This is a genomic window from Rhodococcus sp. IEGM 1370, assembly GCF_033142325.1.
In the GTDB taxonomy this organism is placed as follows: domain Bacteria; phylum Actinomycetota; class Actinomycetes; order Mycobacteriales; family Mycobacteriaceae; genus Rhodococcoides.
Genome location: NZ_JAWLRY010000002.1, coordinates 634,883 through 658,019 on the forward strand (window position 1 = coordinate 634,883; position 23,137 = coordinate 658,019).

General features: G+C 65.8%; 22 protein-coding genes. 19 read left to right on the plus strand and 3 right to left on the minus strand.

Features of this window, described 5'->3' with window-relative positions; genetic code table 11:
- Positions 1–4: 4 nt before the first annotated feature.
- The 7 genes from thrS to pdxS all read left to right on the plus strand — a co-directional run bounded on the left by thrS (position 5) and on the right by pdxS (position 7,487).
- On the plus strand, positions 5–2,065 hold the full coding sequence (gene thrS, locus R4P47_RS06230) for a threonine--tRNA ligase (RefSeq protein ID WP_317784299.1): 2,061 nt from the start codon (positions 5–7) through the stop codon (positions 2,063–2,065).
- A 2-nt stretch (positions 2,066–2,067) separates the two neighbouring features.
- A complete protein-coding gene (locus R4P47_RS06235) occupies positions 2,068–2,610 on the plus strand; it encodes an HIT family protein (RefSeq protein ID WP_032397953.1) in 543 nt (180 codons plus the stop codon).
- Positions 2,611–2,635: 25 nt separating this feature from the next.
- Complete coding sequence (gene pgsA, locus R4P47_RS06240; protein WP_068050599.1) at positions 2,636–3,319, plus strand: phosphatidylinositol phosphate synthase; 684 nt, start codon at positions 2,636–2,638, stop codon at positions 3,317–3,319.
- Entirely contained in the window at positions 3,316–4,221 is a 906-nt protein-coding gene (locus tag R4P47_RS06245; RefSeq protein ID WP_317784277.1) for a phosphatidylinositol mannoside acyltransferase, read from the plus strand. The genes pgsA and R4P47_RS06245 overlap by 4 nt, the downstream gene beginning before the upstream one ends.
- Positions 4,218–5,342 carry a glycosyltransferase family 4 protein gene (locus tag R4P47_RS06250; RefSeq protein ID WP_317784278.1) on the plus strand — a complete coding sequence of 375 codons (1,125 nt, stop codon included), beginning with the start codon at positions 4,218–4,220 and terminating at the stop codon, positions 5,340–5,342. Before R4P47_RS06245 ends, R4P47_RS06250 begins: the two co-directional genes overlap by 4 nt.
- Positions 5,342–6,367 (plus strand): NUDIX hydrolase, encoded by a 1,026-nt coding sequence (locus R4P47_RS06255; protein WP_149405868.1) that lies wholly within the window; start codon positions 5,342–5,344, stop codon positions 6,365–6,367. Before R4P47_RS06250 ends, R4P47_RS06255 begins: the two co-directional genes overlap by 1 nt.
- A gap of 178 nt (positions 6,368–6,545) precedes the next feature.
- A complete protein-coding gene (pdxS, locus tag R4P47_RS06260; RefSeq protein ID WP_082899040.1) occupies positions 6,546–7,487 on the plus strand; it encodes a pyridoxal 5'-phosphate synthase lyase subunit PdxS in 942 nt (313 codons plus the stop codon).
- A 10-nt stretch (positions 7,488–7,497) separates the two neighbouring features.
- On the opposite strand, the gene R4P47_RS06265 is transcribed toward pdxS, so the two are convergent.
- Entirely contained in the window at positions 7,498–8,148 is a 651-nt protein-coding gene (locus R4P47_RS06265; RefSeq protein ID WP_256989375.1) for a hypothetical protein, read from the minus strand.
- A 41-nt stretch (positions 8,149–8,189) separates the two neighbouring features.
- Between R4P47_RS06265 and R4P47_RS06270 the strand changes: the two genes are divergently transcribed.
- From R4P47_RS06270 to R4P47_RS06325, 12 genes are all read left to right on the plus strand, one after another.
- On the plus strand, positions 8,190–9,041 hold the full coding sequence (locus R4P47_RS06270) for an acyl-CoA thioesterase II (protein WP_317784279.1): 852 nt from the start codon (positions 8,190–8,192) through the stop codon (positions 9,039–9,041).
- Entirely contained in the window at positions 9,038–9,640 is a 603-nt protein-coding gene (gene pdxT / locus R4P47_RS06275) for a pyridoxal 5'-phosphate synthase glutaminase subunit PdxT (protein WP_094641946.1), read from the plus strand. The genes R4P47_RS06270 and pdxT overlap by 4 nt, the downstream gene beginning before the upstream one ends.
- Before the next feature lie 87 nt (positions 9,641–9,727).
- Positions 9,728–10,486 carry a YebC/PmpR family DNA-binding transcriptional regulator gene (locus tag R4P47_RS06280; RefSeq protein ID WP_094641944.1) on the plus strand — a complete coding sequence of 253 codons (759 nt, stop codon included), beginning with the start codon at positions 9,728–9,730 and terminating at the stop codon, positions 10,484–10,486.
- A gap of 107 nt (positions 10,487–10,593) precedes the next feature.
- The gene (gene ruvC, locus R4P47_RS06285) at positions 10,594–11,211 is read left to right on the plus strand and encodes a crossover junction endodeoxyribonuclease RuvC (protein ID WP_037189428.1); all 618 of its coding nucleotides are present in this window, start codon (positions 10,594–10,596) and stop codon (positions 11,209–11,211) included.
- Positions 11,208–11,813, plus strand: coding sequence for a Holliday junction branch migration protein RuvA (gene ruvA, locus R4P47_RS06290; protein WP_068050592.1), 606 nt, complete (start codon positions 11,208–11,210; stop codon positions 11,811–11,813). Before ruvC ends, ruvA begins: the two co-directional genes overlap by 4 nt.
- A 54-nt stretch (positions 11,814–11,867) precedes the next feature.
- Positions 11,868–12,896 (plus strand): Holliday junction branch migration DNA helicase RuvB, encoded by a 1,029-nt coding sequence (gene ruvB / locus R4P47_RS06295; protein ID WP_052047563.1) that lies wholly within the window; start codon positions 11,868–11,870, stop codon positions 12,894–12,896.
- A 138-nt stretch (positions 12,897–13,034) separates the two neighbouring features.
- Positions 13,035–13,445 carry a preprotein translocase subunit YajC gene (gene yajC, locus R4P47_RS06300; protein WP_269594195.1) on the plus strand — a complete coding sequence of 137 codons (411 nt, stop codon included), beginning with the start codon at positions 13,035–13,037 and terminating at the stop codon, positions 13,443–13,445.
- Between the two features lie 163 nt (positions 13,446–13,608).
- Positions 13,609–15,381: a protein translocase subunit SecD gene (gene secD / locus R4P47_RS06305; RefSeq protein ID WP_317784280.1), complete on the plus strand. Its 1,773-nt coding sequence runs from the start codon at positions 13,609–13,611 to the stop codon at positions 15,379–15,381.
- Between the two features lies 1 nt (position 15,382).
- Entirely contained in the window at positions 15,383–16,564 is a 1,182-nt protein-coding gene (gene secF / locus R4P47_RS06310) for a protein translocase subunit SecF (protein ID WP_317784281.1), read from the plus strand.
- A 23-nt stretch (positions 16,565–16,587) separates the two neighbouring features.
- The gene (locus R4P47_RS06315; RefSeq protein ID WP_317784282.1) at positions 16,588–18,291 is read left to right on the plus strand and encodes an ABC transporter substrate-binding protein; all 1,704 of its coding nucleotides are present in this window, start codon (positions 16,588–16,590) and stop codon (positions 18,289–18,291) included.
- Positions 18,288–18,827: an adenine phosphoribosyltransferase gene (locus R4P47_RS06320; protein WP_149405864.1), complete on the plus strand. Its 540-nt coding sequence runs from the start codon at positions 18,288–18,290 to the stop codon at positions 18,825–18,827. The genes R4P47_RS06315 and R4P47_RS06320 overlap by 4 nt, the downstream gene beginning before the upstream one ends.
- Positions 18,828–18,905: 78 nt before the next feature.
- A complete protein-coding gene (locus tag R4P47_RS06325) occupies positions 18,906–21,383 on the plus strand; it encodes a RelA/SpoT family protein (RefSeq protein ID WP_411567299.1) in 2,478 nt (825 codons plus the stop codon).
- 70 nt (positions 21,384–21,453) lie between these two features.
- Here the strand turns inward: R4P47_RS06325 and R4P47_RS06330 are convergent, their stop codons facing one another.
- Together R4P47_RS06330 and R4P47_RS06335 are read right to left on the minus strand one after the other, a co-directional pair.
- A complete protein-coding gene (locus R4P47_RS06330) occupies positions 21,454–22,248 on the minus strand; it encodes a peptidylprolyl isomerase (protein ID WP_149405862.1) in 795 nt (264 codons plus the stop codon).
- Entirely contained in the window at positions 22,245–23,108 is an 864-nt protein-coding gene (locus R4P47_RS06335; RefSeq protein WP_094670240.1) for a peptidylprolyl isomerase, read from the minus strand. The genes R4P47_RS06330 and R4P47_RS06335 overlap by 4 nt, the downstream gene beginning before the upstream one ends.
- Positions 23,109–23,137 lie beyond the last annotated feature (29 nt).

The following is a 23,137-nucleotide window of genomic DNA, read 5'->3' on the forward strand; positions in this document are numbered from 1 at the left end:
GAGCATGCCCGTTGTCGCCGCCGTTTCGCCCGCCCGCATCATGGTGCCGGCCGGAACCACGGCAGGTACGGCGCTCCGCGAGACCGGCCTGCCGAACAAGGGACCCGACGCAGTGGTCGTGGTACGCGATCCCGACGGCAAGCTCCGTGACCTGTCGTGGGCACCGGAGGGCGACACCGAGGTCGATCCCGTTCCGGCGAACACCGAGGACGGACGAAGCGTCATCAGGCATTCGGCCGCGCACGTGTTGGCGCAGGCCGTTCAAGAGCTCTTTCCCGACGCCAAGTTGGGCATCGGGCCGTTCATCAAGGACGGCTTCTATTACGACTTCGACGTGAAGCAGCCGTTCACTCCCGAGGATCTGACGGCACTCGAGAAGAAGATGAAGCAGATCGTCAAAGCCGGACAGCGCTTTTCGCGTCGGGTGTACGAGTCGGTGGAGCAGGCCCGCGAGGAGTTGGCCGGCGAGCCGTACAAGCTCGAGCTGATCGACGACAAGTCCGGCATCGACGATCCCGAGGTCATGGAGGTCGGTGGGGGAGAGCTGACCGCCTACGACAACCTCAATCCCCGGACCGGCGAGCGGATCTGGGGCGATCTGTGCCGCGGACCGCACATCCCCACCACCAAGTACGTGCCCGCGTTCAAGCTCACCCGTAGTTCGGCTGCGTACTGGCGCGGCAATCAGGACAACGCCGGACTGCAGCGCATCTACGGAACTGCGTGGGAATCCACCGAAGCGCTCGACGCGCATCTCGAACTGCTGGCCGAGGCGGAGCGTCGCGATCACCGCAAGCTCGGCTCCGAGCTGGACCTGTTCAGCTTTCCCGACGAACTGGGCTCCGGTCTGCCGGTGTTCCATCCCAAGGGTGGCATCATCCGGAACGAGCTGGAGAACTACTCGCGGCAGCGGCACATCGAAGAGGGCTACGAGTTCGTCAACACCCCGCACATCACCAAGGGCCATCTCTACGAGGTCTCGGGTCACCTCGACTGGTACCGGGACGGCATGTTCCCGGCGATGCACCTGGACGCCGAGCTCGACGAGAACGGTGACGTGCGCAAGCCCGGCCAGGACTACTACCTCAAGCCGATGAACTGCCCGATGCACAATCTGATCTTCCGTTCCCGCGGCCGCTCGTACCGAGAACTGCCGCTGCGTTTGTTCGAGTTCGGCTCGGTCTACCGCTACGAGAAGTCCGGCGTCATCCACGGTCTCACCCGCGTGCGCGGCATGACCCAGGACGACGCGCACATTTTCTGCACCCGCGAGCAGATGCGCGGTGAGCTCACCAGCACCCTCGAATTCGTTCTCGGGCTGCTCAAGGACTACGGCCTCGACGATTTCTACCTCGAACTCTCCACTCGCAACCCGGAGAAGTCGGTCGGCAGCGACGAGGTCTGGGAAGAGGCAACCAACACCCTCGCCGAGGTGGCGGCGGCGTCGGGCCTGAACCTGGTGCCAGATCCGGGCGGTGCCGCGTTCTACGGACCGAAGATCTCGGTGCAGGCCAAGGATGCGCTGGGGCGCACCTGGCAGATGTCGACCATTCAGCTCGACTTCAACCTGCCCGAGCGCTTCGAGCTCGAATACACCGGCTCGGGCGGAACCAAGGAACGCCCGGTGATGATCCACCGCGCTCTGTTCGGTTCCATCGAGCGCTTCTTCGGGGTGCTCACCGAGCATTACGCGGGCGCGTTCCCGGCCTGGCTCGCACCGGTTCAGGTCGTCGGCATCCCGGTTGCCGAGGTCTACCAGGATCACTTGTTCGCGGTGGTGAACGAACTGAAGAAGCGTGGAGTGCGCGCCGAGGTCGATGCCAGTGACGATCGGATGCAGAAGAAGATCTTCAACCAGACGGCGCAGAAGGTTCCCTTCATGCTTCTCGCCGGCGAACGCGACGTCGAAGCCGGAGCCGTGAGCTTCCGATTCCGGGACGGCACCCAGGTCAACGGCGTCCCCGTGGCGCAGGCCATCACGGTCGTGACCGACTGGATCTCTCAGCGCAACAACGCATCACCGACCGCCGAGCTCGTGCAGACCGACCCCGCAGGAGTGAGCTGATCATGTCGGAACAGGACGAGTCGATCGTCGTCACCGGGGCCGGTGAGCCCGATCGGCTGCAGCGACTGTGGACACCGCACCGGATGTCCTACATCGCCGAGGCTCCGCAGGGCTCGGCGAAGTCGAACGAGCCGTTCTCCGACATTCCCAAGATGAGCGACGAGGACGGACTGGTCGTCGCACGAGGCGAATCGGTCTATGCGGTACTCAACCTGTACCCCTACAACCCCGGCCACGCGATGATCGTGCCGTACCGCCGCGTCGCGGCACTGGAAGACCTCACACCTGCGGAGAGCGCCGAGTTGATGGCATTCACGCAGCAGATGATTCGCGTCATCAAGCGAGTGTCGCGTCCGCACGGCTTCAATGTCGGACTCAATCTCGGTGCTGCCGCGGGCGGATCGCTGGCCGAGCACCTGCATCAGCACATCGTGCCCCGGTGGGGCGGCGACGCGAACTTCATCACCGTGATCAGCGGTGCGAAGGTGATGCCGCAGTTGCTCCGTGACACTCGGGCCCTGCTCGCGTCGGCCTGGAACGAATGAACCACAGGCGAGAGGAGCACGCGCCGTGCTGAGCATTTTCGGCCGTGCGCCGGTGTCGAAGGTGACCGCCCCGCTCGGGCGTGCCCTCAACAGCACCGGGCTGACCCCCAACTCCGTGACGATCATCGGCACCGTCGTCACCGTCACGGCCGCGGTCACGATGTACCCCGCCGGCTACCTGTGGTGGGGTTCGGTCGTCATCACCCTGTTCGTGTTGTTCGACATGCTCGACGGGGCCATGGCGCGGGCTCGGGGCGGTGGCACCAAGTACGGTGCCGTCCTCGACGCGACGTGTGATCGAGTGGCCGACGGTGCGATCTTCGGCGGCTTGGCCTGGTGGGCGGTGTACTCCGAGCAGGACAAACTACTGCTCGTTGCCACCCTGATCTGTCTGGTCACCTCCCAGGTGATCTCGTACGCCAAGGCACGCGCCGAGGCCAGCGGACTCTCGGCCGACGGGGGGTGGATCGAACGTCCCGATCGCCTGGTCATCGTGCTCGTCGGTGCCGGATTCACCGGTGTCGGGCGGCATTTCGACATTCCGTGGTTGGACAGCGTGATCTACCCGGCGATGTGGATTCTCGCCGTGCTCAGTGTCGTGACCGTGTTTCAGCGCGTTCTCGCGGTCCGCGGATCCGAGGGTGCTCGCGACATCATCGTGCCTCCGGTGGCACCGGCATCCGGCGACGGCGACGTGGCCGCGTCGTGAATCTCTCCGACAGGGCGAGCGACGCGGGCTACGCGGCCGGTTGGCGACTCGTCCGTTCTCTACCCGAGCCGGTGGCGCGACGCCTGTTCGATCGCGGTGCCGACTTCGCGGCGACGCGAGGCGGTGGCCCGGAACAGTTGCGTCGCAATCTCGCTCGAGTCCTGGGGACCACTTCCGCCGAGGTGCCCGACGATCTGATCCGCGACAGCGTTCGCTCCTACGCCCGTTATTGGCGCGAGGCGTTTCGGTTGCCGTCGATGGATCTGGCTGCGCAGGCCGCCGTCATCGATCGGTGCGTGAACGGCAAGGAACATCTCGAGGGTGCACTCGCCGCCGGTAAGGGAGTGGTGCTGGCGTTGCCGCACAGCGGCAATTGGGACATGGCCGGAATGTGGCTGGTACGCACGCACGGTGGGCTCTCGACCGTCGCCGAACGGCTGAAGCCGGAATCTCTGTACCAGCGATTCGTCGCCTATCGGGAGAGCCTGGGCTTCGAGATCTTTCCGCTCAGCGGCGGCGAGCAACCGCCGCTTCTCGCACTGTCCGAGAGACTGCGCCAGAACAAGGTGGTCTGCCTGCTCGGTGAGCGTGACCTCGCCAAGCACGGGGTACCGGTCACCTTCTTCGGTGAACCGACCCGGATGCCCGCCGGTGCCGCAAAACTCGCAATCGACACCGGAGCGACGCTGTTGCCGGTACACGGCTATTTCGACGGCGACGGCTGGGGCTTCGATATTTCGCCTCCAGTGGACGTCTCGGCCGGAGTCGGGCCCGCCACCCAGACGTTGGCCGATCATTTCGCTGCCGGCATCCGAGCGCATCCGGCGGACTGGCACATGCTGCAACCGTTGTGGATGAGCGACTGGTCGGCCGAGCGACGTGCCCGAATCGAGGGCGCGTGAAGATCGGCATGGTGTGCCCGTACTCGTTCGACGTTCCCGGTGGAGTGCAGGCGCACGTTCAGCAGCTGGCCGAGGTGTTCATCGAACGCGGACATCGCGTCAGTGTCCTGGCTCCGGCGTCGGACGACGTCGAGTTGCCGGATTTCGTGGTCTCGGCGGGCGAGGCGCTCGCCATTCCCTACAACGGATCCGTCGCGCGGCTTCGATTCGGGCCGATCACGTATTCCCGAATCCGTAAGTGGATCTCCGACAACGATTTCGACGTGCTGCACATCCACGAACCGAACGCGCCCAGCCTGTCGATGTTGGCGCTCAAGGCCGCGGACGGACCGATCGTGGCAACCTTCCACACCTCGACGACGAAGTCCTTGGTGCTCAGCACCTTTCAGGGTGTGCTGCGGCCTTATCACGAGAAGATCAGCGGACGTATAGCCGTCTCGGAACTCGCCCGACGCTGGCAGGTCGAGGCCCTCGGCTCCGACGCCGTCGAGATCCCCAACGGAGTCGACGTTCCTGCCTTCGCCGACGCCCCTGTGCTGGAAGGCTATCCACGTGCCGGTCGCACGGTGCTCTTCCTCGGCCGCTTCGACGAACCACGCAAGGGAATGGCGGTCCTGCTCGGGGCACTGCCCACCCTCGTCGAATCCCATCCCGACATCGAGATCCTCATCGTCGGCCGCGGCGACGAGGACAAGCTCCGCAAGGACGCAGGCGCACTCGCCTCGCACCTGACGTTCCTGGGGCAGGTGGACGATGCGACCAAGGCATCGGCGATGCGCAGCGCCGACGTCTACTGCGCACCCAACCTCGGCGGTGAGAGCTTCGGCATCGTCCTCGTCGAGGCCATGGCCGCCGGAACTCCGGTGGTGGCAAGCGAACTCGACGCATTCCGGCGGGTGCTCAAGGACGGCACCTGCGGACTGCTGGTTCCGATCGACGATTCCGATGCCGTCGCCGCCGCAGTGACCGCGATCCTCTCCGACGACGCCGTTCGTGCTCGACTCGTCGATGCCGCCTCGCTCGCCGTGGCCGCCTACGACTGGCCCGTCGTCGCCGAGCAGATCCTGCGGGTCTACGAAACCGTCACCCTCGGGGGCCAGAAAGTGCGGGCGGCGAACTGATGACCCTCTCGGCGCTCACGATCCTGGTACTCGGTCTGGTCGCGGTACTGATTCTCGTCGTCGGCCTGTGGGCGTACGGCACGGCGAACCGACTGGACCGCTTGCACGTGCGTACCGACCTTGCCTGGCAGGCACTCGATGCAGCACTGGCCCGCCGCGCCGTCGTCGCGCGAGCGGTGTCCGCTGCCACCCGCGACACGGCCTCGTCGAGCAGAGAACTCGCCGCACTGGCCGATCGGGCCGAACGCGCCGACCGGTCGCAGCGGGAAGAGGCCGAGAACGCGGTGTCCATGGCACTTGCCGTCGTCGAGCCGAATGCCCTGCCCCCGCAACTGGTCGCCGAACTGGCCGACGCCGAGGCCCGCGTCCTGATCGCACGGCGCTTCCACAACGACGCCGTCCGGGACACTCTGGCGCTGCGGGTCAGACGCCCGGTCCGGTGGTTGCATCTGGGCGGTACCGCGGCCCTGCCGTCGTATTTCGAGATCGCCGAGCGGTCTGCTGCCGCGACGTTCGGCAGCGAGAACAGAGCCACTCCGCGAACATCCGCTCGGGTGGTGCTGCTCGACGAACGGGGCCGCGTTCTGCTGTTGCGCGGACACGATCCGACGGTGCCCGACACCTTCTTCTGGTTCACCATCGGTGGGGCAGTGGAGAAGGGCGAGTCGCTCCGCGAAGCAGCGGTGCGCGAGGTGCACGAGGAAACCGGCCTGACCGTCGCGGCGGCAGATCTGCGCGGTCCACTGTGGCGACGGGTTGCGACGTTCCCGTTCAACGGAACCCTGATCCGTTCCGAGGAACTGTTCTTCGCGATCCGAACGCAGGAGTTCGAGCCGCACAGCGCCGGGTTCACCGATTTCGAGCGCCGCACCGTGACCGGCCATCAGTGGTGCACCGAGGCCGACATCCGTGCGCTCAGCGCTGTCGGCGAGAACGTCTATCCCCAGGACCTCGCGGAACTGCTGGACGAGGTGAACGTGGCTCTCGCTCGACGCGGCGACCCTGACGTGCGCGCTATTCGCTAGCAATCTGGACCCTTTTCGAGCAGTCCAGCAATCATGAAGTGGTTATGGGAAACCGTCGCCAGGAGGCCTACAGTTCTGGGCGCGACTTCGCGCCGCGCGTGATCGATTGCGCGGATGGACGTAGTTGCACATATCAGTCCGGTGCGCCACGAACGGTGCCCAGAACACAGGAGTCGGCTTGAGTACCCCACACGCATCCACTACACCCGCTGGATCTGCCGAAGGCGGTTCGGGCGAGAACGGAATCGGCACCGCGCGCGTCAAGCGGGGGATGGCCGAGATGCTCAAGGGCGGCGTCATCATGGACGTGGTCACCGCCGATCAGGCCAAGATCGCCGAAGACGCCGGAGCAGTTGCCGTCATGGCCCTCGAGCGCGTCCCCGCAGACATTCGCGCTCAGGGTGGGGTGTCGCGGATGAGCGATCCCGACATGATCGACAGCATCATCTCCTCGGTCAGCATCCCGGTGATGGCGAAGGCCCGCATCGGCCACTTCGTCGAAGCGCAGATCCTGCAGAGCCTCGGCGTCGACTACATCGACGAGTCCGAGGTGCTCACCCCGGCCGATTACGCCAACCACATCGACAAGTGGAACTTCACCGTTCCCTTCGTCTGTGGTGCCACCAACCTGGGTGAGGCGATGCGTCGAATCACCGAGGGAGCGGCCATGATTCGCTCCAAGGGCGAGGCCGGAACCGGCGACGTCTCGAACGCGACGACGCACATGCGCAAGATTCGCGACGAGATCCGTCGCCTCACCTCGCTCCCCGAAGACGAGCTGTACGTGGCGGCGAAGGAACTGCAGGCCCCGTACGACCTCGTCGTCGAGGTCGCCCGGGCCGGCAAACTGCCCGTCACACTGTTCACCGCCGGTGGCATCGCCACTCCCGCGGACGCAGCGATGATGATGCAGCTCGGTGCCGAGGGCGTGTTCGTCGGATCGGGAATCTTCAAGTCCGGCAACCCCAAGGAGCGCGCCGAGGCGATCGTCAAGGCCACCACGTTCTTCGACGACCCCGATGTGCTTGCCAAGGTCTCCCGCGGTCTCGGTGAGGCCATGGTCGGCATCAACGTCGACGACCTCCCCGTCGGACACCGTCTCGCCGAGCGTGGCTGGTGACGGTTCTGCGTCAGTAGCGTTCGAGTGCCGGGCGGTCGGGATGGTCCCATCGGACCAGAAGATCCGGCCGCTCGGCCGAGCCGTCGAGGCTCTCGTAGTACTCGAGCAACGGGGCGCAGGTCCACTGATCGGGGGCGCTCGTTCTGCGGCGTAAAGCGTTCGCGGACAGGCGTAGCTGCACCGACAGATCGACGTTCAATCCCCGGCCGAGCAGCATGGGTCCCGCGATCAGGACGATCTGATTCGCCGCCGCCGAGGTGGTGCGGGCCCGAGCCGAGCGGTCGGTGGCCTCATCCCACAGTCGCGGTAGAAAGTGACCTCCGCCACCGGGCCCCAGCGGGGCGATGACCTCTCGAACCAGGGCGTCGTAGTCGAACCACAGTGTGCGATAGCTCAATTCGTCGGTTCGCGAGTACTCGAATCGAATGGACGCAGGTCGGACGTAGTCGTGCAGGTCGACCACGGCAGCCGGACGGCCCCGAGAGCGGGCGTGTTCGGCTGTGCGCGTGGCGAAGTCGACCGGTCGCGCGGCATCGGCACCGTCGATCACGACGATCGAGCGGGCCCCGTCCGGGCACGAGTCGACGATCGACTCGACGAGAAGATCGGGAAATATCGGCATCGGTTGACCCACACCGACCATCTTGCCTGGTCCATCCATTGTTAGCCTGAGCCGTTGTCACAGAAAGGTGGACACCAGCCATGGCCAGCATCGAGGACATTCTCGAATTGGAACGGATCGAGAACGACATCTATCGGGGACGGACTTTCCCTTCTCGGTTGCCCCGTACGTTCGGCGGTCAGGTGGCGGGCCAGGCGCTCGTCGCGGCGGTGCGCACAGTGGCTCCCGAGTTTCGTGTGCACTCGCTGCACGGCTATTTTCTGCGTCCGGGCAATCCGAACGAACCGGCCGTCTTCATGGTCGATCGAATCCGCGACGGCCGGTCGTTCTGCACACGCCGCGTCACCGGAATTCAGCACGGCAAGGCGATCTTCACGATGTCTGCCTCGTTCCACGGCGACGACGACGGCATTTCGCACCAGGACGTCATGCCCGAGGTCGTCGGACCGGACAGCCTGCCCGATTCCACCACCCTCGCCGAATACGACCACTCGTACTACAAGGAATGGTCGGAATGGGACATCCGTCTCATTCCTGATGACCAGACCGTCAAGCATCCCAGTTTCGCTGCGCAGCAACGTGTGTGGTTCCGCTACCGCGATACGTTGCCCGACGATCAGGTGTTCCACGTCTGCGCCCTCGCGTACATGAGCGACATGACGTTGATCGGCTCCGCCAAGGTGCCGCACCCGGACGCCGTCACCCAGACCGCCTCCCTAAATCACGCGCTGTGGTTCCTGCGGCCGTTCCGGGCAGACGAATGGTTGCTCTACGACCAGACGTCACCGTCGGCCGATTTCGGCCGGGCACTGGCTCAGGGGCGAATTTTCGACACGTCCGGACGCATGGTTGCCGCGGTGGTGCAAGAAGGGCTGATGCGTTACGAGCGGGACCCCGACGCGCCTCATGTCGATCCCTTCGGCCGCAAGTGACCGCTCCGACCATCGGTGTTCTCGCGCTGCAGGGCGACGTTCGCGAACACCTGGCTGCGCTCGAGTCGAGCGGTGCGCGCGGAGTCACCGTGCGGCGTCCCGCCGAACTGGCGCAGATCGACGGATTGATCATCCCCGGCGGGGAATCGACGACGATGAGCAACCTGCTCGGCGTGTTCGAGCTCCTCGACCCGCTGCGCGCGCGGTTGGCGGAGGGACTGCCCGCCTACGGCTCCTGTGCGGGCATGATTCTGCTGGCGTCCGAGATTCTCGACACCAGGCCCGACGCCCGACATCTGGATTGCCTCGATATCACCGTGCGGCGCAACGCTTTCGGTCGTCAGGTCGATTCGTTCGAGACCGACCTCGACGTCACCGGTATCGACGGTGGGCCGGTGCGGGCGGTGTTCATCCGCGCGCCGTGGGTCGAGCGGGTGGGCGAGCACGTCGAGGTGCTCGCCACCGTGCCGCACGGACCGGCCGCCGGACGCGTGGTGGCCGTTCGCCAGAACTCCGTTCTCGCGACGAGTTTTCACCCCGAGGTCACCGGCGACGATCGAGTGCACGCACTCTTCGTCGACATGGTGCGCAGCCGCTAGAACCTTCGACGGTCGGTCGGTGCCGAGCGCGGTACCGGGCGAGTAAAGTCGACAACACTGATTTCGAGCAGGAAGGGGCCCTATCGCATGAGCGGCCACTCAAAATGGGCCACCACCAAGCACAAGAAGGCGGTGATCGACGCCCGACGTGGCAAGTCTTTCGCCAAGCTCATCAAGAACATCGAGGTGGCGGCCCGCACGGGTGGCGGTGACCCCACCGGCAACCCGACGCTCTTCGACGCCATTCAGAAGGCGAAGAAGACCTCTGTGCCCATCGACAACATCGAGCGGGCGCGCAAGCGAGGTGCAGGCGAAGAGACCGGCGGGGCCGATTGGCAGACCATCATGTACGAGGGCTACGGACCCAACGGTGTTGCCATCCTCATCGAGTGCCTCACCGACAACCGCAACCGCGCCGCAGGCGAGGTCCGTGTCGCGATGACCCGTAACGGCGGGAACATGGCCGACCCGGGTTCGGTGTCGTACCTGTTCTCGCGCAAGGGCGTGGTGACCCTGGAGAAGAACGGTCAGAGCGAGGACGACGTCCTGATGGCCGTTCTCGAAGCCGGTGCCGAGGAAGTCAACGACAACGGCGACACGTTCGAGGTCGTCAGCGAGCCGACCGACCTGGTCGCCGTGCGCACCGCTCTGCAGGAGGCCGGAATCGACTACGACTCGGCCGAGGCGAGCTTCCAGGCGTCGGTGAACGTCCCGGTCGACGCGGACGGTGCACGCAAGGTGTTCAAGCTCATCGATGCACTCGAAGACAGCGACGACGTCCAGAACGTGTGGTCCAACGTCGACCTCTCCGACGAGGTCATGGCCGAGCTCGACGCCGAGGACTGACGCCACTCGCATCCGACGACGTGATCGACCGGGTGTCGTATCCCTGATCCGACGGTGGGCTCCGCTACGCTATCGAACAACAGTTCGTAAGCGGAAGGTGTGGTGGCGTGCGGGTGATGGGTGTCGACCCCGGTCTCACCAGGTGTGGGCTCAGTCTGATCGAGGGCGGTGTGGGCCGAACGGTGGTCGCGCTCGATGTCGATGTGGTGCGAACGCCCGCGGACATGGACCTCGCGCAGCGTCTTTTGCGGATTTCCGAGGCCGCGGAATACTGGCTCGATACCCACAAGCCCTCGGTGGTGGCGATCGAGCGAGTGTTCGCTCAACACAACGTTCGCACGGCCATGGGCACGGCCCAGGCCGGTGGCGTCATCGCCCTCGCAGCGGCCAGGCGTGGCGTCGACGTCTGCTTTCACACTCCCAGTGAGGTCAAGGCGGCCGTCACGGGCAACGGTTCGGCCGACAAGGCTCAGGTAACCGCCATGGTCATGCGCATTCTCGGACTGCAGACTGCACCGACTCCCGCCGACGCGGCCGACGCATTGGCCCTCGGTATCTGTCACTGCTGGCGAGCACCCATGATCGCCCGGATGGCGAAGGCCGAAGCGATGGCCGCCGAGCAGAAACGCAAGTACGACGCGCGTCTGGCCGAGGAGCGCAAGGCTCGCGCCGTCGTGGCACGCAGGATCGAGAAAATGGCCAAGAAGGAGGCGGGCGCACGATGATCGCGTCGATCAGGGGTTCGGTGGTGGACATCGCGCTCGATCACGCCGTGCTCGAGGCTGCGGGCGTCGGGTACCGGGTCAACGCCACTCCGGCGACGCTGGCCACGCTGCACCGGGGGAGCGAAGCGACCCTCCTGACGACCATGATCGTGCGCGAGGATTCGCAGACGCTGTACGGGTTCCCCGACAAGGAGTCGCGTGAGCTGTTCGAGTTGCTCCTCACCGTGACCGGCGTCGGCCCGCGAATCGCCATGGCGACTCTTGCCGTACACGAGCCCGATGCGCTGCGAACTGCGTTGGCGGACAGTGATATCGGAGCTCTGACCAGGGTGCCCGGTATCGGCAAGCGCGGCGCGGAGAGGATGGTCGTCGAGTTGCGCGACAAGGTCGACGCGGTGGTCGGACGCGCCGGAAGCGCAGCCGTGCCGGGGTCCGGTGCCGGCAACTCGATGCGAGACCAGATCGTCGAAGCGCTGATCGGTCTCGGATTCCCCACCAAGCAGGCCGAGGAAGCCACCGACGCGGTGCTCGCCCAGCAGCCCGAGGCCACGACGTCGACTGCGTTGAGGTCGGCGCTGGCGTATCTCGGAAAGTCCAGGTAGGCCCGGGTGACCGAGGACGACCAATTCGCCGAATCCCAGGTCGGTGCGGACGCGATGTCCGACGATCTGGATGTCGAGACGAGTCTGCGTCCGAAGAATCTCACCGATTTCATCGGTCAACCGCGCGTGCGAGAGCAGCTCCAGCTCGTGTTGTCGGGTGCCAAGATGCGCGGCGGCACCCCCGATCACATCCTGATGTCCGGTCCGCCGGGACTCGGTAAGACCAGCATGGCAATGATCATCGCCGCGGAGCTGGGAACCTCGCTGCGGCTCACGTCGGGTCCGGCGCTCGAGCGGGCAGGCGATCTTGCGGCGATGCTCAGCAACCTGGTCGAGGGGGACGTGCTGTTCATCGACGAAATCCATCGCATCGCTCGTCCGGCCGAGGAGATGCTGTACCTGGCCATGGAGGATTTCCGCGTCGACGTCATCGTCGGCAAGGGGCCGGGAGCGACGTCGATTCCACTCGAGGTGGCACCGTTCACCCTTGTCGGTGCCACCACCAGGTCGGGTGCGCTCACCGGGCCGCTGCGAGATCGCTTCGGATTCGTGGCGCACATGGATTTCTACGAGCCCAGCGAACTCGAGCGCATCCTCATGCGGTCGGCGGGAATTCTGGGCGTACCGATCGACCGGGACGGCTGCGCGGAAATTGCCGGGCGCTCGCGCGGCACCCCCAGAATCGCGAACCGACTGCTTCGGCGAGTTCGCGACTATGCGGACGTGCGCGGCGACGGCACCGTCACCCAGGACACCGCGAAGGCCGCCCTGGTGGTTTACGACGTCGACAAGCTCGGGCTCGACCGACTCGACCGCGCGGTACTCAGCGCGCTCATCCGGAGTTTCGGCGGTGGGCCGGTGGGTGTATCGACACTGGCCGTCGCCGTCGGCGAGGAACCGTCGACGGTCGAGGAAGTGTGCGAGCCGTTTCTGGTGCGTGCCGGAATGATCGCCCGCACCCCCCGCGGGCGCGTGGCGACCGCTGCTGCGTGGCAACACCTCGGTCTGACACCGCCACCGGACCTCGCAGTGGGTGGGATTTCAGTCCGATCCTCGGAGGTCCAGCAGGGATTATTCGAATGAATCGGGCACAACAGGACACGAACGGACCGGACCGGTTCCAGGTAATGGCACACTGGGTAGCTGCGAGGCCCGCACCGGCGGCGTTCTCGCACGAGACAATGACGTATATCGAACCCGACTTCGAGGACTGACCTTCCGATGGATTTGCTGTTTCCGCTGCTGATCGTGGCCCTTCTGGTACCGCTGTTTCTCAATGCGCGTCGACAGAAGAAGGTGTTGGCCAAGACCACGGAAATGCAGGACTCGCTGAAGATCGGCGACGAGGTCGTCACCACCGCCGGTCTGTACGCCCGCGTCGTCCTGGTCGAGGACGACACGATCGACCTCGAGATCGCCGACGGCGTCATCACCACGTGGTCGCGCGCAGTCGTGCGTGAGGTGCTGCCCGACGATTCCGAGTTCGACGACACCGACATCGACGCCACCACCGATGCGGACATCGCGGCCCTCGGCTCGAACAACACCGCGGGACCGTCGCTGAGCAAGACAGACGCGGCCCGGCCGGACGAGACCGTCGAGCAGACGGCGAAGAGGCTCGAAAAAGAGTGAGCTCGATGTGATCGACAACCGCTGTCGGAGACAGTATCCGGCAGCGGTTTTCTCTGCGGTGACCGATGTGGTGCACAATCGCACCGCTCACCGCTGACACAGCGGGCCGCCAGGCCCTCCAGGAACCGACATTTTCCATCGCCTCAGAGGAGAAACACACACCGTGGCACCTTCCAGCGGACCGGTGCAACCCGCCCGCTATCTCGCCGTTTTCGCGGTGCTGATGGCAGCGGTGTACGCCATGGTCTTCTTCACCGGAGACAAAGACCCCTCGCCGAAGTTGGGAATCGACCTGCAGGGCGGCACGCGCGTGACACTCACCGCGCGGACCCCCGACGGCAACGCACCGACGCAGGACAGCTTGCAGCAGGCGCAGCAGATCATCGAGACCCGCGTCAACGGTCTCGGTGTCTCCGGCTCCGAGGTGGTCATCGACGGCGACAACCTCGTCATCACGGTGCCCGGCGACGACAGCTCCCAGGCCCGCACCCTCGGGCAGACCGCGCGACTGTTCATCCGTCCCGTGATCGGATCCGTTGCTCCGTCGACGGGCGAGGGTGCAGGCACGCAGCAGACCCCGGCCGACCCGGCCGCGCCGGTCGATCCTGCTGCACCGGCAGACCCGGCTGCTTCGGCGGACCCGGCTGCGCCTGCAGATCCGGCCACTCCGCAGCAACGTGTGTTCCCGGCGCAGGATCCGTCTGCGGTCGATCCGACTCCCGCTCCCGCCACTGATGCACCTGCCACCGATGCACCGGCCGAGGACCCCGCCACCGACGCTTCGCTGTCCGACGCCGATCGCGCCGCCCAGGAGATCGCCGACGCGAAGGCGCTGCGGCAGAGCGAGGACCAGCAGGTCCAACAACTCGCGATGCAGTCCCTCGACTGCAACGCCGCCGACCCGCTCGCAGGCAACGACGATCCTGCTCTTCCCCTCGTCGCATGCTCGACCGATGGAACGGCCGTCTATCTACTCGGTCCGACGATCATCGACGGTCAGCAGATATCCGACGCGACCTCCGGGTTCGACAGTCAGCAGGCACAGTTCCAGGTGAGCCTGACGTTCGACACGGAGGGCTCGAACACCTGGGCTCAGTTCACCGCGGCCAACCTGCAGAAGCAGGCTGCGTTCGTGTTGGACTCCAAGGTGATCAGTGCGCCGGTCATCCAGGGGGCCACCCCAGCCGGCAGCGCCACCTCGATCACCGGCAACTTCAATGCCCAGACCTCCTCGGAGCTGGCCAACACGCTCAAGTACGGCTCGCTGCCGCTCTCCTTCGTGTCCTCCGAGGCCGAAACTGTGTCGGCCACACTGGGATTGGCCTCGCTCGAAGCCGGACTGCTCGCAGGTGCCATCGGACTGGCGCTGGTGTTGGTCTACTGCCTGCTCTACTACCGTGCCCTCGGGCTGCTCACCGCGCTGTCGTTGGCGCTGGCCGGTCTCGTCGTCTACGGAATCATCGTTCTGTTGGGTAGATGGATCAGCTTCACGCTGGACCTGGCAGGAATCGCAGGCCTGATCATCGGTATCGGTATGACCGCGGACTCGTTCGTGGTGTTCTTCGAGCGCATCAAGGACGAGATCCGGGAAGGCCGCAGCTTCCGGTCGGCGGTTCCTCGTGGTTGGGCACGCGCACGCAAGACGATCCTGTCCGGCAACGCGGTCAGCTTCATCGCTGCCGCGGTGCTGTACGTGTTGGCCGTCGGTCAGGTCCGCGGCTTCGCGTTCACCCTCGGACTGACGACGATCCTGGACATCATCGTCGTGGTGCTGGTGACCTGGCCGCTGGTGTACCTGGCGTCGAAATCCACGTTCTGGTCCAAGCCGTCGGTCAACGGCCTCGGTGCCGTCCAGCAGATCGCGCTCGAACGCAAGCGCGCAGCCAACAAGGCACTCGCCGTCAAGACCGGCACTGCGCCGTCGAAGGAGGCATGACATGTCGGACACGACCACGTCGACCCCATCGCCCCTCGACGATTCGGGCGTCGATCAATCCACCCAGCCCAAGCACAGCTGGCTGTCCAGGTTGTACACCGGCACCGGTGCCTTCGACATCGTCGGTCGTCGCCGGTTCTACTACATCCTCACCGGCGTCATCGTGCTGGTGTGCCTGCTGAGCTTCCTCGTCCGCGGCTTCACCCTCGGTATCGATTTCGAGGGCGGAACCCGGATCGCGCTGCCCGCCGCCGACAACATCTCCACCGAGCAGGTCGAAACCGTCTACGACGACTCGCTCGGCATGCCGCCGGTCTCGGTTCAGACCGTCGGTTCGGGTGCAGCAGCAACGGTGCAGATTCGCTCCGAAGCTCTCGACCCCGCCGAAGTGGACACCCTTCGCCAGGCGTTGTTCGAGGCCTTCCAGCCGCAGGACAACTCGGGTACCGCGACCCCGAACGCCATCAGCGTGTCCGACGTCAGTGAGACCTGGGGCAGCCAGATCACCCAGAAAGCCCTGATCGCACTCGTGGTCTTCCTGGTCATCGTCAGTATCTACATCGCGGTCCGATACGAGCGAGACATGGCGTTGGCGGCTCTGGCTGCCCTGGCCTTCGACCTTCTGGTGACCGCAGGTGTGTACTCGCTCGTCGGATTCGAGGTGACGCCTGCGACGGTCATCGGTCTGCTGACGATCCTCGGCTTCTCCCTGTACGACTCCGTGGTGGTGTTCGACAAGGTCGAGGAGAACACCCGCGGCATCCTCAACCTGCATCGCAAGACCTACGCCGAACAGGCGAACCTGGCCGTCAACCAGACCCTGATGCGCTCGATCAACACCACCGTGATCGGTGTTCTCCCGGTGATCGCACTGATGATCATCGCGGTGTGGCTACTCGGAGTGGGCACGCTCAAGGATCTGGCGCTGGTACAGCTGGTCGGCATGATCGTCGGTGCCTATTCGTCGATCTTCTTCGCCACTCCGTTGCTGGTGACGCTCAAGGAGAAGTGGGGCCCCGTCGCAGTCCACACCCGCAAGGTCCACTCCAAGCGTGCCGAAGCGGCGGCTCGCGCGGCCGGTCTCGTTCCGGAGCCGGTGGCTGTCGGCGTGGCCACTCCGAAGTCTTCTGCTCCCCAGCCGGGCAACCGCCCCACCGGGAAACGAAACAAGAAGCGTCGGTAGACCACCTTCGACAGGGACGGAGAGTGCACGTGAAACGACGGTGGAGCGCGGCACTGGTGGCAGCGAGTGTCGGCGCGGTGTCCATCACGGCGTGTTCGTCGCCCGAGGACAAGGTGCCCTCGATCGGCTACTCGTTCGACAACGTGGTGAACACGTACAACGCCAGAACCGTCGACGGCGCGGCGTCGGGAGCCCGACAGGCGTTCACCCGGGTGCAGGTGGGCTTCAGCTACCTCGGGCCCGAGGGAGATGCGTTGTCGGACAACGACATCGGAACAGTGTCGGTGGTACCCGGTGGCACCCTGACCGTGCAGTACTCCATCGCCCCGGCCGCGACGTACTCGGACGGTGCGCCGATGGCCTGCGACGACCTGGTGTTGGCCTGGGCGGCGAACAGCGGAAGGTTCGCCACCGACCGCCCCATGTTCGACGCGGCGTCGACGGCCGGGTACTCCGACATCGAGCGCATCGATTGCGTTCCGGGGGCCAAGGAAGCCACCGTCGTCTTCGCATCCGGCCGCAGCTACCAGAACTGGCGAGCGCTGTTCGGTGCCACCGACCTGCTACCGGCGCATGTCGCGGCCCGGGCAGCGGGCGTGCCGAACGTCGTCGATCCCATCCTGGCCGAGGACGACGACGTGGTGCGCCGCATCGCCGACTTCTGGAACACCGGATGGACCCTGACACCGGGTTCGATCGACCTCTCGCTGCTGCCCTCGGCCGGCCCGTACCGTGTCGAGTCCTACTCCGCCGAGGACGGTCTCGTGCTCGTGGCGAACGACGCCTGGTGGGGAAACCCGCCTCAGACCGAACAGGTGGTCGTCTGGCCCAAGGGCACCGACCTGGCGGCGAAGTCCGCGGACGGCTCGCTGGACGTGGTCGACCACGGTGCCGGTGCCGTCGATCTCGGGACCACCGAGGGTTTCAGCACCACCGAGGAACCGTCGCGAGGCGTCGAGCAGTTGACGTTCTCGACCCAGGGGGTGCTGGGCGAGGCGAGTGCACGTCGAGCAGTGGCCGCGTGCATCCCGAGATCGGATCTGTTCGACACACTGGGTCACCCCGGTTCCGAGGCGGCAGATGCGGGTCTCGGCTCGGGTGTCGTCGACTCTCGCCTCGTCCAGCCCGACACGTTGGTGTACCCGTCGGTCGCGGCGGTAGCGGGTGATCGCTACCAGCGCTCGGACCTGGACCAGGCGAGCCGAGAGCTGGAGGCCGCAGGCGAGAATGCAATGACCGTTCGTGTCGGCTACCGGGGACCGGACGCGCGGCGCGCCCAGGTGGTGAGCCGCATGGCTGCCGATTGTGCCGCCGCGGGCATCACCGTCGAGGACGCGAGCTCGCCGGACTTCACACCGTCCGCCCTGCGGGCCGGGGCGGTCGATGCCGTTCTGGGTAGCAGCGGATCGCTTCCTGGACCGTCGGGTTCGGCTGCCGCGGTGACCGCACGGTATTCGCTGCGCACGGGAATCGGTTTGAACGTCGGCGGATACAGCAACGGCAGGATCGATTCCATCGTCGATCAATTGGCGGTGACCGATGATCCCGAGCGCATTCTGGCGCTGGCCACCGAGGGCGAGAACATCCTGTGGAACGACATGCCGTCGCTTCCCCTGTACAACGAGCCGCGGACGACTGTCGTCAGTGACGGCATGCAGGACGTGGTGCCCAACCCGACGGCCGCTGGTGCCGGATGGAACATGGATCGGTGGGTGCTTCTTCGATGAACGATGCAGGCGGTGCAGTGGGTGCGGCCGCTGCCGTGGCCAGGCTGACGCGGTGGGTCGACGATTTTCCCGTCCCCGGTGTGCGCTTCGGCGATCTGACACCGGTGTTCGCGGACGGACCGGCGTTACGCAGCGTCGTATCGGAGTTGGCGCAGGGATTCGAGGACGTCGATCTGGTGGCGGGTATCGACGCACGGGGATTTCTGCTGGGGGCCGGAGTTGCCCTCGAACTCGGGTGCGGTGTGCTGGCGGTGCGCAAGGCGGGAAAGTTGCCGCCTCCGGTGCATTCACGGTCGTACGATCTCGAGTACGGAACCGCCGAATTGCAGATCCCGACTGCGATCGACGTGACCGGGAAGCGAGTGCTGGTGGTCGACGACGTACTGGCGACCGGCGGTACCGTCGATGCGACGGCTCGGTTGTTGGCCGAGCAGGGAGCGGTGATCGCCGGAGCCGCTGTGGTTCTCGAGATCGCTGTTCTGGGTGGGCGCGACAAGTGCAGTGGCTACCCGCTCGGCTGCCTGGTTCGAGTATGAGGACTAAAGTCTCTTTCACGAAGCGTTGACCGAACAATTCCGGCGACAACGCGGAACGTGTGGCAGGAGGTGATGAGAGTGACCCGTTACATCGATCAGCCCTTGCCCGATGGGCCTGCCGTCCCCGAGCGGCCCGCAGTTGCCGATCAGACCGGCGTCAGCGATCGGACCGGCGTCGACGGCGTCACGACCGACGAGGCCGCGTCCGGTGAATCCCGCCCGGCCGTCGACACTCCGGTTCCCCACGACCCGGTGGCGAACGATTCGCAGGCTCCGTCGGGAACCCGTAATTCGGCACCTGTCCCCACCTCGGCATCGCGGCGAGTGCGAGCACGTCTGGCGCGCCGCATCACCGCTGGACGCAGCGCGGCGGTCAAGCCGGTGCTCGAGCCACTCGTCAGCCTGCACCGGGAGCTCTATCCCAAGGCCGACCTGACGTTGCTGCAACGGGCCTACGACGTGGCCGACGAGTTGCACGCCTCGCAGATGCGCAAGTCCGGCGATCCCTACATCACCCACCCCCTCGCCGTGGCGAACATTCTGGCCGAGCTGGGGATGGACACGACCACGCTGGTTGCGGCGCTGCTGCACGACACCGTCGAGGACACCGGATATTCGCTCGCCAAGTTGACCGAGGAATTCGGCGACGAGGTGTCACATCTCGTGGACGGAGTGACCAAGCTCGACAAGGTCGTGCTCGGAACTGCGGCCGAGGGCGAGACCATCCGCAAGATGATCATCGCGATGGCGCGGGATCCGCGGGTGTTGGTCATCAAGGTCGCCGACCGGTTGCACAACATGCGCACCATGCGGTTCCTACCCCCGGAGAAGCAGGCGCGCAAGGCCAAAGAGACGCTGGAAGTCATTGCGCCGCTTGCTCATCGGCTCGGAATGGCCACGGTCAAGTGGGAGCTCGAGGACCTGGCGTTCGCCATACTCCACCCCAAGAAGTACGACGAGATCGTGCGTCTGGTGGCCGATCGTGCGCCGTCCCGCGACACCTACCTCGAAAAGGTTCGGGCCGAGATCAACGCGACACTCGCCGCGTCGCGCATCAGTGCCGTCGTCGAGGGTCGCCCGAAGCACTACTGGTCGATCTACCAGAAGATGATCGTCAAGGGCCGCGACTTCGACGACATCCACGACCTGGTGGGCGTCCGCATCCTGTGCGACGAGATCCGCGACTGCTACGCCGCTGTCGGCGTGGTGCATTCGCTGTGGCAGCCGATGGCGGGCCGTTTCAAGGACTACATCGCGCAGCCGCGCTACGGGGTGTACCAGTCGCTGCACACCACGGTGATCGGACCCGAGGGCAAGCCCCTCGAGGTGCAGATCCGGACGCGGGACATGCACCGTACAGCCGAGTTCGGAATTGCGGCGCACTGGCGCTACAAGGAGACCAAGGGCAAGCATTCGCAGGACAATGCCGAGGTCGACGACATGGCGTGGATGCGTCAGTTGCTCGACTGGCAGCGAGAAGCCGCCGATCCGGGGGAGTTCCTCGAGTCGCTGCGCTACGACCTCGCGGTCAAGGAGATCTTCGTCTTCACGCCCAAGGGCGACGTGGTCACCCTGCCCGCCGGATCGTGTCCGGTCGACTTCGCGTACGCGGTGCACACAGAGGTGGGGCATCGCTGTATCGGCGCGCGGGTCAACGGTCGACTCGTGGCACTGGAACGCACTCTCGACAACGGTGAAGTGGTCGAGGTGTTCACCTCGAAAGCCGCCACTGCCGGACCGAGCCGGGACTGGCAGGGTTTCGTCGCCTCACCGCGTGCCAAGACCAAGATTCGCCAGTGGTTCGCCAAGGAGCGCCGCGAGGAAGCTCTGGAGGCGGGCAAGGACGGCATCGCCAAGGAGGTCCGTCGAGGCGGACTTCCCTTGCAGCGCTTGATGAATGCCGAGTCCATGTCGGCAATCGCGCACGAGCTGCGGTACGTCGACGTCTCTGCGCTCTACACCGCGGTCGGCGAGAATCATGTGTCCGCTCGCCATGTGGTGCAGCGGCTGGTCGCCCATCTCGGCGGCGTCGGCGATGTCGAGGAAGAGCTCGCCGAGCGGTCGACACCGTCGACCATCCCGACTCGACCACGTCAGGTCGGCGACGCGGGCGTACTGGTCACCGGATCCGAGGGCGTCGTCGCGAAACTCGCCAAGTGCTGCACCCCGGTGCCGGGAGACGAGATCCTCGGATTCGTCACCCGTGGTGGATCGGTGAGTGTCCACCGCACCGACTGCACCAACGCACGCTCGCTCGAGGAACAGTCCGAACGGTTCATCGAGGTTCAGTGGGCACCGTCGGCGTCGTCGGTGTTCCTGGTCGCCATTCAGATCGAGGCACTCGACCGTCACCGACTGCTCTCCGACGTCACCAAGGCGCTCGCCGACGAGAAGGTCAACATTCTCTCGGCGTCCGTCGCTACGTCGGGGGACCGGGTTGCGATCAGCAAGTTCACGTTCGAGATGGGCGACCCGAAGCACCTCGGGCACGTGCTGAACGTCGTGCGCAACGTCGAGGGCGTGTACGACGTGTACCGCCTGACGTCTGCGGCCTGAGCGGCAGTCCACGGAAAGGCGAGAGGGTGAGCAGATACTCTGCTCACCCTCTCGCCTTTCCGACCCGAACTCAGGCTGCGGACTCCACGATCACCGGGTTCGCCGGTGCACCGTCCTCGGAGCCACCGGTGACCCCGCCCGCTGCGATGGCGTCGAGCGTTTGCAGACCGGCGTCCGAGATGGTGCCGAACACCGTGTACTGCGGCGGCAGCACCGAATCGGCGTACACCAGGAAGAACTGGCTGCCGTTGGTATCGGGGCCTGCATTGGCCATGGCCAATGTTCCGCGGGGGTAGACCACCGGGTTCTCGGCCTGCGCCGGATCGTCGGTGTACGCGGTGGTGGGGTACTCGTTGGCGAAGGTGTATCCCGGTCCGCCTCGACCGGACCCGGACGGGTCACCGCACTGCAGCACTTCGAGGCCCGGTGACGTCGTCAGGCGGTGACAGGGCGAGCCGTCGAAATATCCCTGCTGGACGAGGCCGACGACGCTGTTGACCGTGCACGGCGCCTGGGTCCGGTCGAGTGTGATGTCGATCGGACCCTGATTGGTGGACAGCGTCACGTCGACGTTTCCGAACACGTCGATGTTGTCGGTCGCAGGAGCGTCGACCTCCTTGGCGGCCGGCGACTCCGCCGGATAGGAGCAGGACACCGTATCGGTCGTCGGCTGCGGCACGGGCGGCAACGCACCGAACCGGGACAGGTCGAGTGCAGGACGCGGCGCGGGTGCTTCGGTCGTCGTGGTCGTCGTCGACGACGGTGTCGTGGTCGGTGCGGCCGCCGGTTCGGTCGAACCGGAACACCCTGCGAGTACCAGCGCGGTGGCCGAGACCGCGATCGTCAGCGCCGAGGTGCGGTTCACAGGTCGCTCAGCATGGACGTGATGTCGACCGGTTCGGCGGGCGCTCCGTCGGATGCGCCGCCCTCCACTCCCTTGGCCGCGATGGCGTCGAGAGTGGCGAGTCCGGTCTCGTCGATGGTGCCGAACGCTGTGTAGGCGGGCGGCAGTTCGGAATCGCCGTAGACGAGGAAGAACTGGCTGCCGTTGGTACCCGGGCCTGCGTTGGCCATGGCCAACGTTCCGCGCGGGTAGGCGATCGGGGTCTGTGCGGCGGGGTCGCCTTCGGCATACGTATCGGTGGGGAATTCGTCGGCGAACTGGTACCCCGGACCACCGGAGCCGGTGCCCGTGGGATCGCCGCACTGCAACACCTGCAGGCCCGCGCCCGTGGTGAGTCGATGGCAGGTGGTGCCGTCGAAGTAGCCCTGATTGGCGAGCGATACGAAGCTGTTGACCGTGCACGGAGCCTCGGGATTGTTCAGCGTCAGACCGATGTTGCCCGCAGACGTGGTCATGCTGTAGCTCAGCGGCTCGTCGCTGGTGGGGACGTTGTCGGTGCGCGGGGGAGTGTTCTCCTTGGCCGCCGGTTGCGTCGCAGCGGGATAGGAGCAGTTCACCGTCTCCGGCAGCGGCTCGGTGCGTCCCGCTGCGATGATCGAATCGGCAGGTGCCGACGTCGACGATTCCTGTGCGGTGCTCGCATCGTCGTCACCGCGCGTCACCACGAACACGACCGAGACGACGGCCACGACCGCGACGACGCCGAGAACGGAACCGACGATCGTCAATTGCTTACGACGCCGCGCTCGCTCGGCGCGGCGTACGAGTTGGCGTTCGAGCTTTCGTTTGGCAGCCTCGCGCCGTTGCTCGTTGCTGGGCAATTCGTGTTCCTCCCGCTTGTCGAAAAACG

Coding starts and splice junctions, on each gene's coding strand:
- R4P47_RS06255 (WP_149405868.1), top strand. CDS start 5,342: ATGACCCTCTCGGCGCTCACGATCCTGGTACTCGGTCTGGTCGCGGTA.
- secF (WP_317784281.1), top strand. CDS start 15,383: ATGTCGGACACGACCACGTCGACCCCATCGCCCCTCGACGATTCGGGC.
- ruvB (WP_052047563.1), top strand. CDS start 11,868: ATGTCCGACGATCTGGATGTCGAGACGAGTCTGCGTCCGAAGAATCTC.
- thrS (WP_317784299.1), top strand. CDS start 5: ATGCCCGTTGTCGCCGCCGTTTCGCCCGCCCGCATCATGGTGCCGGCC.
- ruvA (WP_068050592.1), top strand. CDS start 11,208: ATGATCGCGTCGATCAGGGGTTCGGTGGTGGACATCGCGCTCGATCAC.
- R4P47_RS06265 (WP_256989375.1), bottom strand. CDS start 8,148: ATGGATGGACCAGGCAAGATGGTCGGTGTGGGTCAACCGATGCCGATA.
- R4P47_RS06270 (WP_317784279.1), top strand. CDS start 8,190: ATGGCCAGCATCGAGGACATTCTCGAATTGGAACGGATCGAGAACGAC.
- R4P47_RS06320 (WP_149405864.1), top strand. CDS start 18,288: ATGAACGATGCAGGCGGTGCAGTGGGTGCGGCCGCTGCCGTGGCCAGG.
- yajC (WP_269594195.1), top strand. CDS start 13,035: ATGGATTTGCTGTTTCCGCTGCTGATCGTGGCCCTTCTGGTACCGCTG.
- R4P47_RS06235 (WP_032397953.1), top strand. CDS start 2,068: ATGTCGGAACAGGACGAGTCGATCGTCGTCACCGGGGCCGGTGAGCCC.
- R4P47_RS06280 (WP_094641944.1), top strand. CDS start 9,728: ATGAGCGGCCACTCAAAATGGGCCACCACCAAGCACAAGAAGGCGGTG.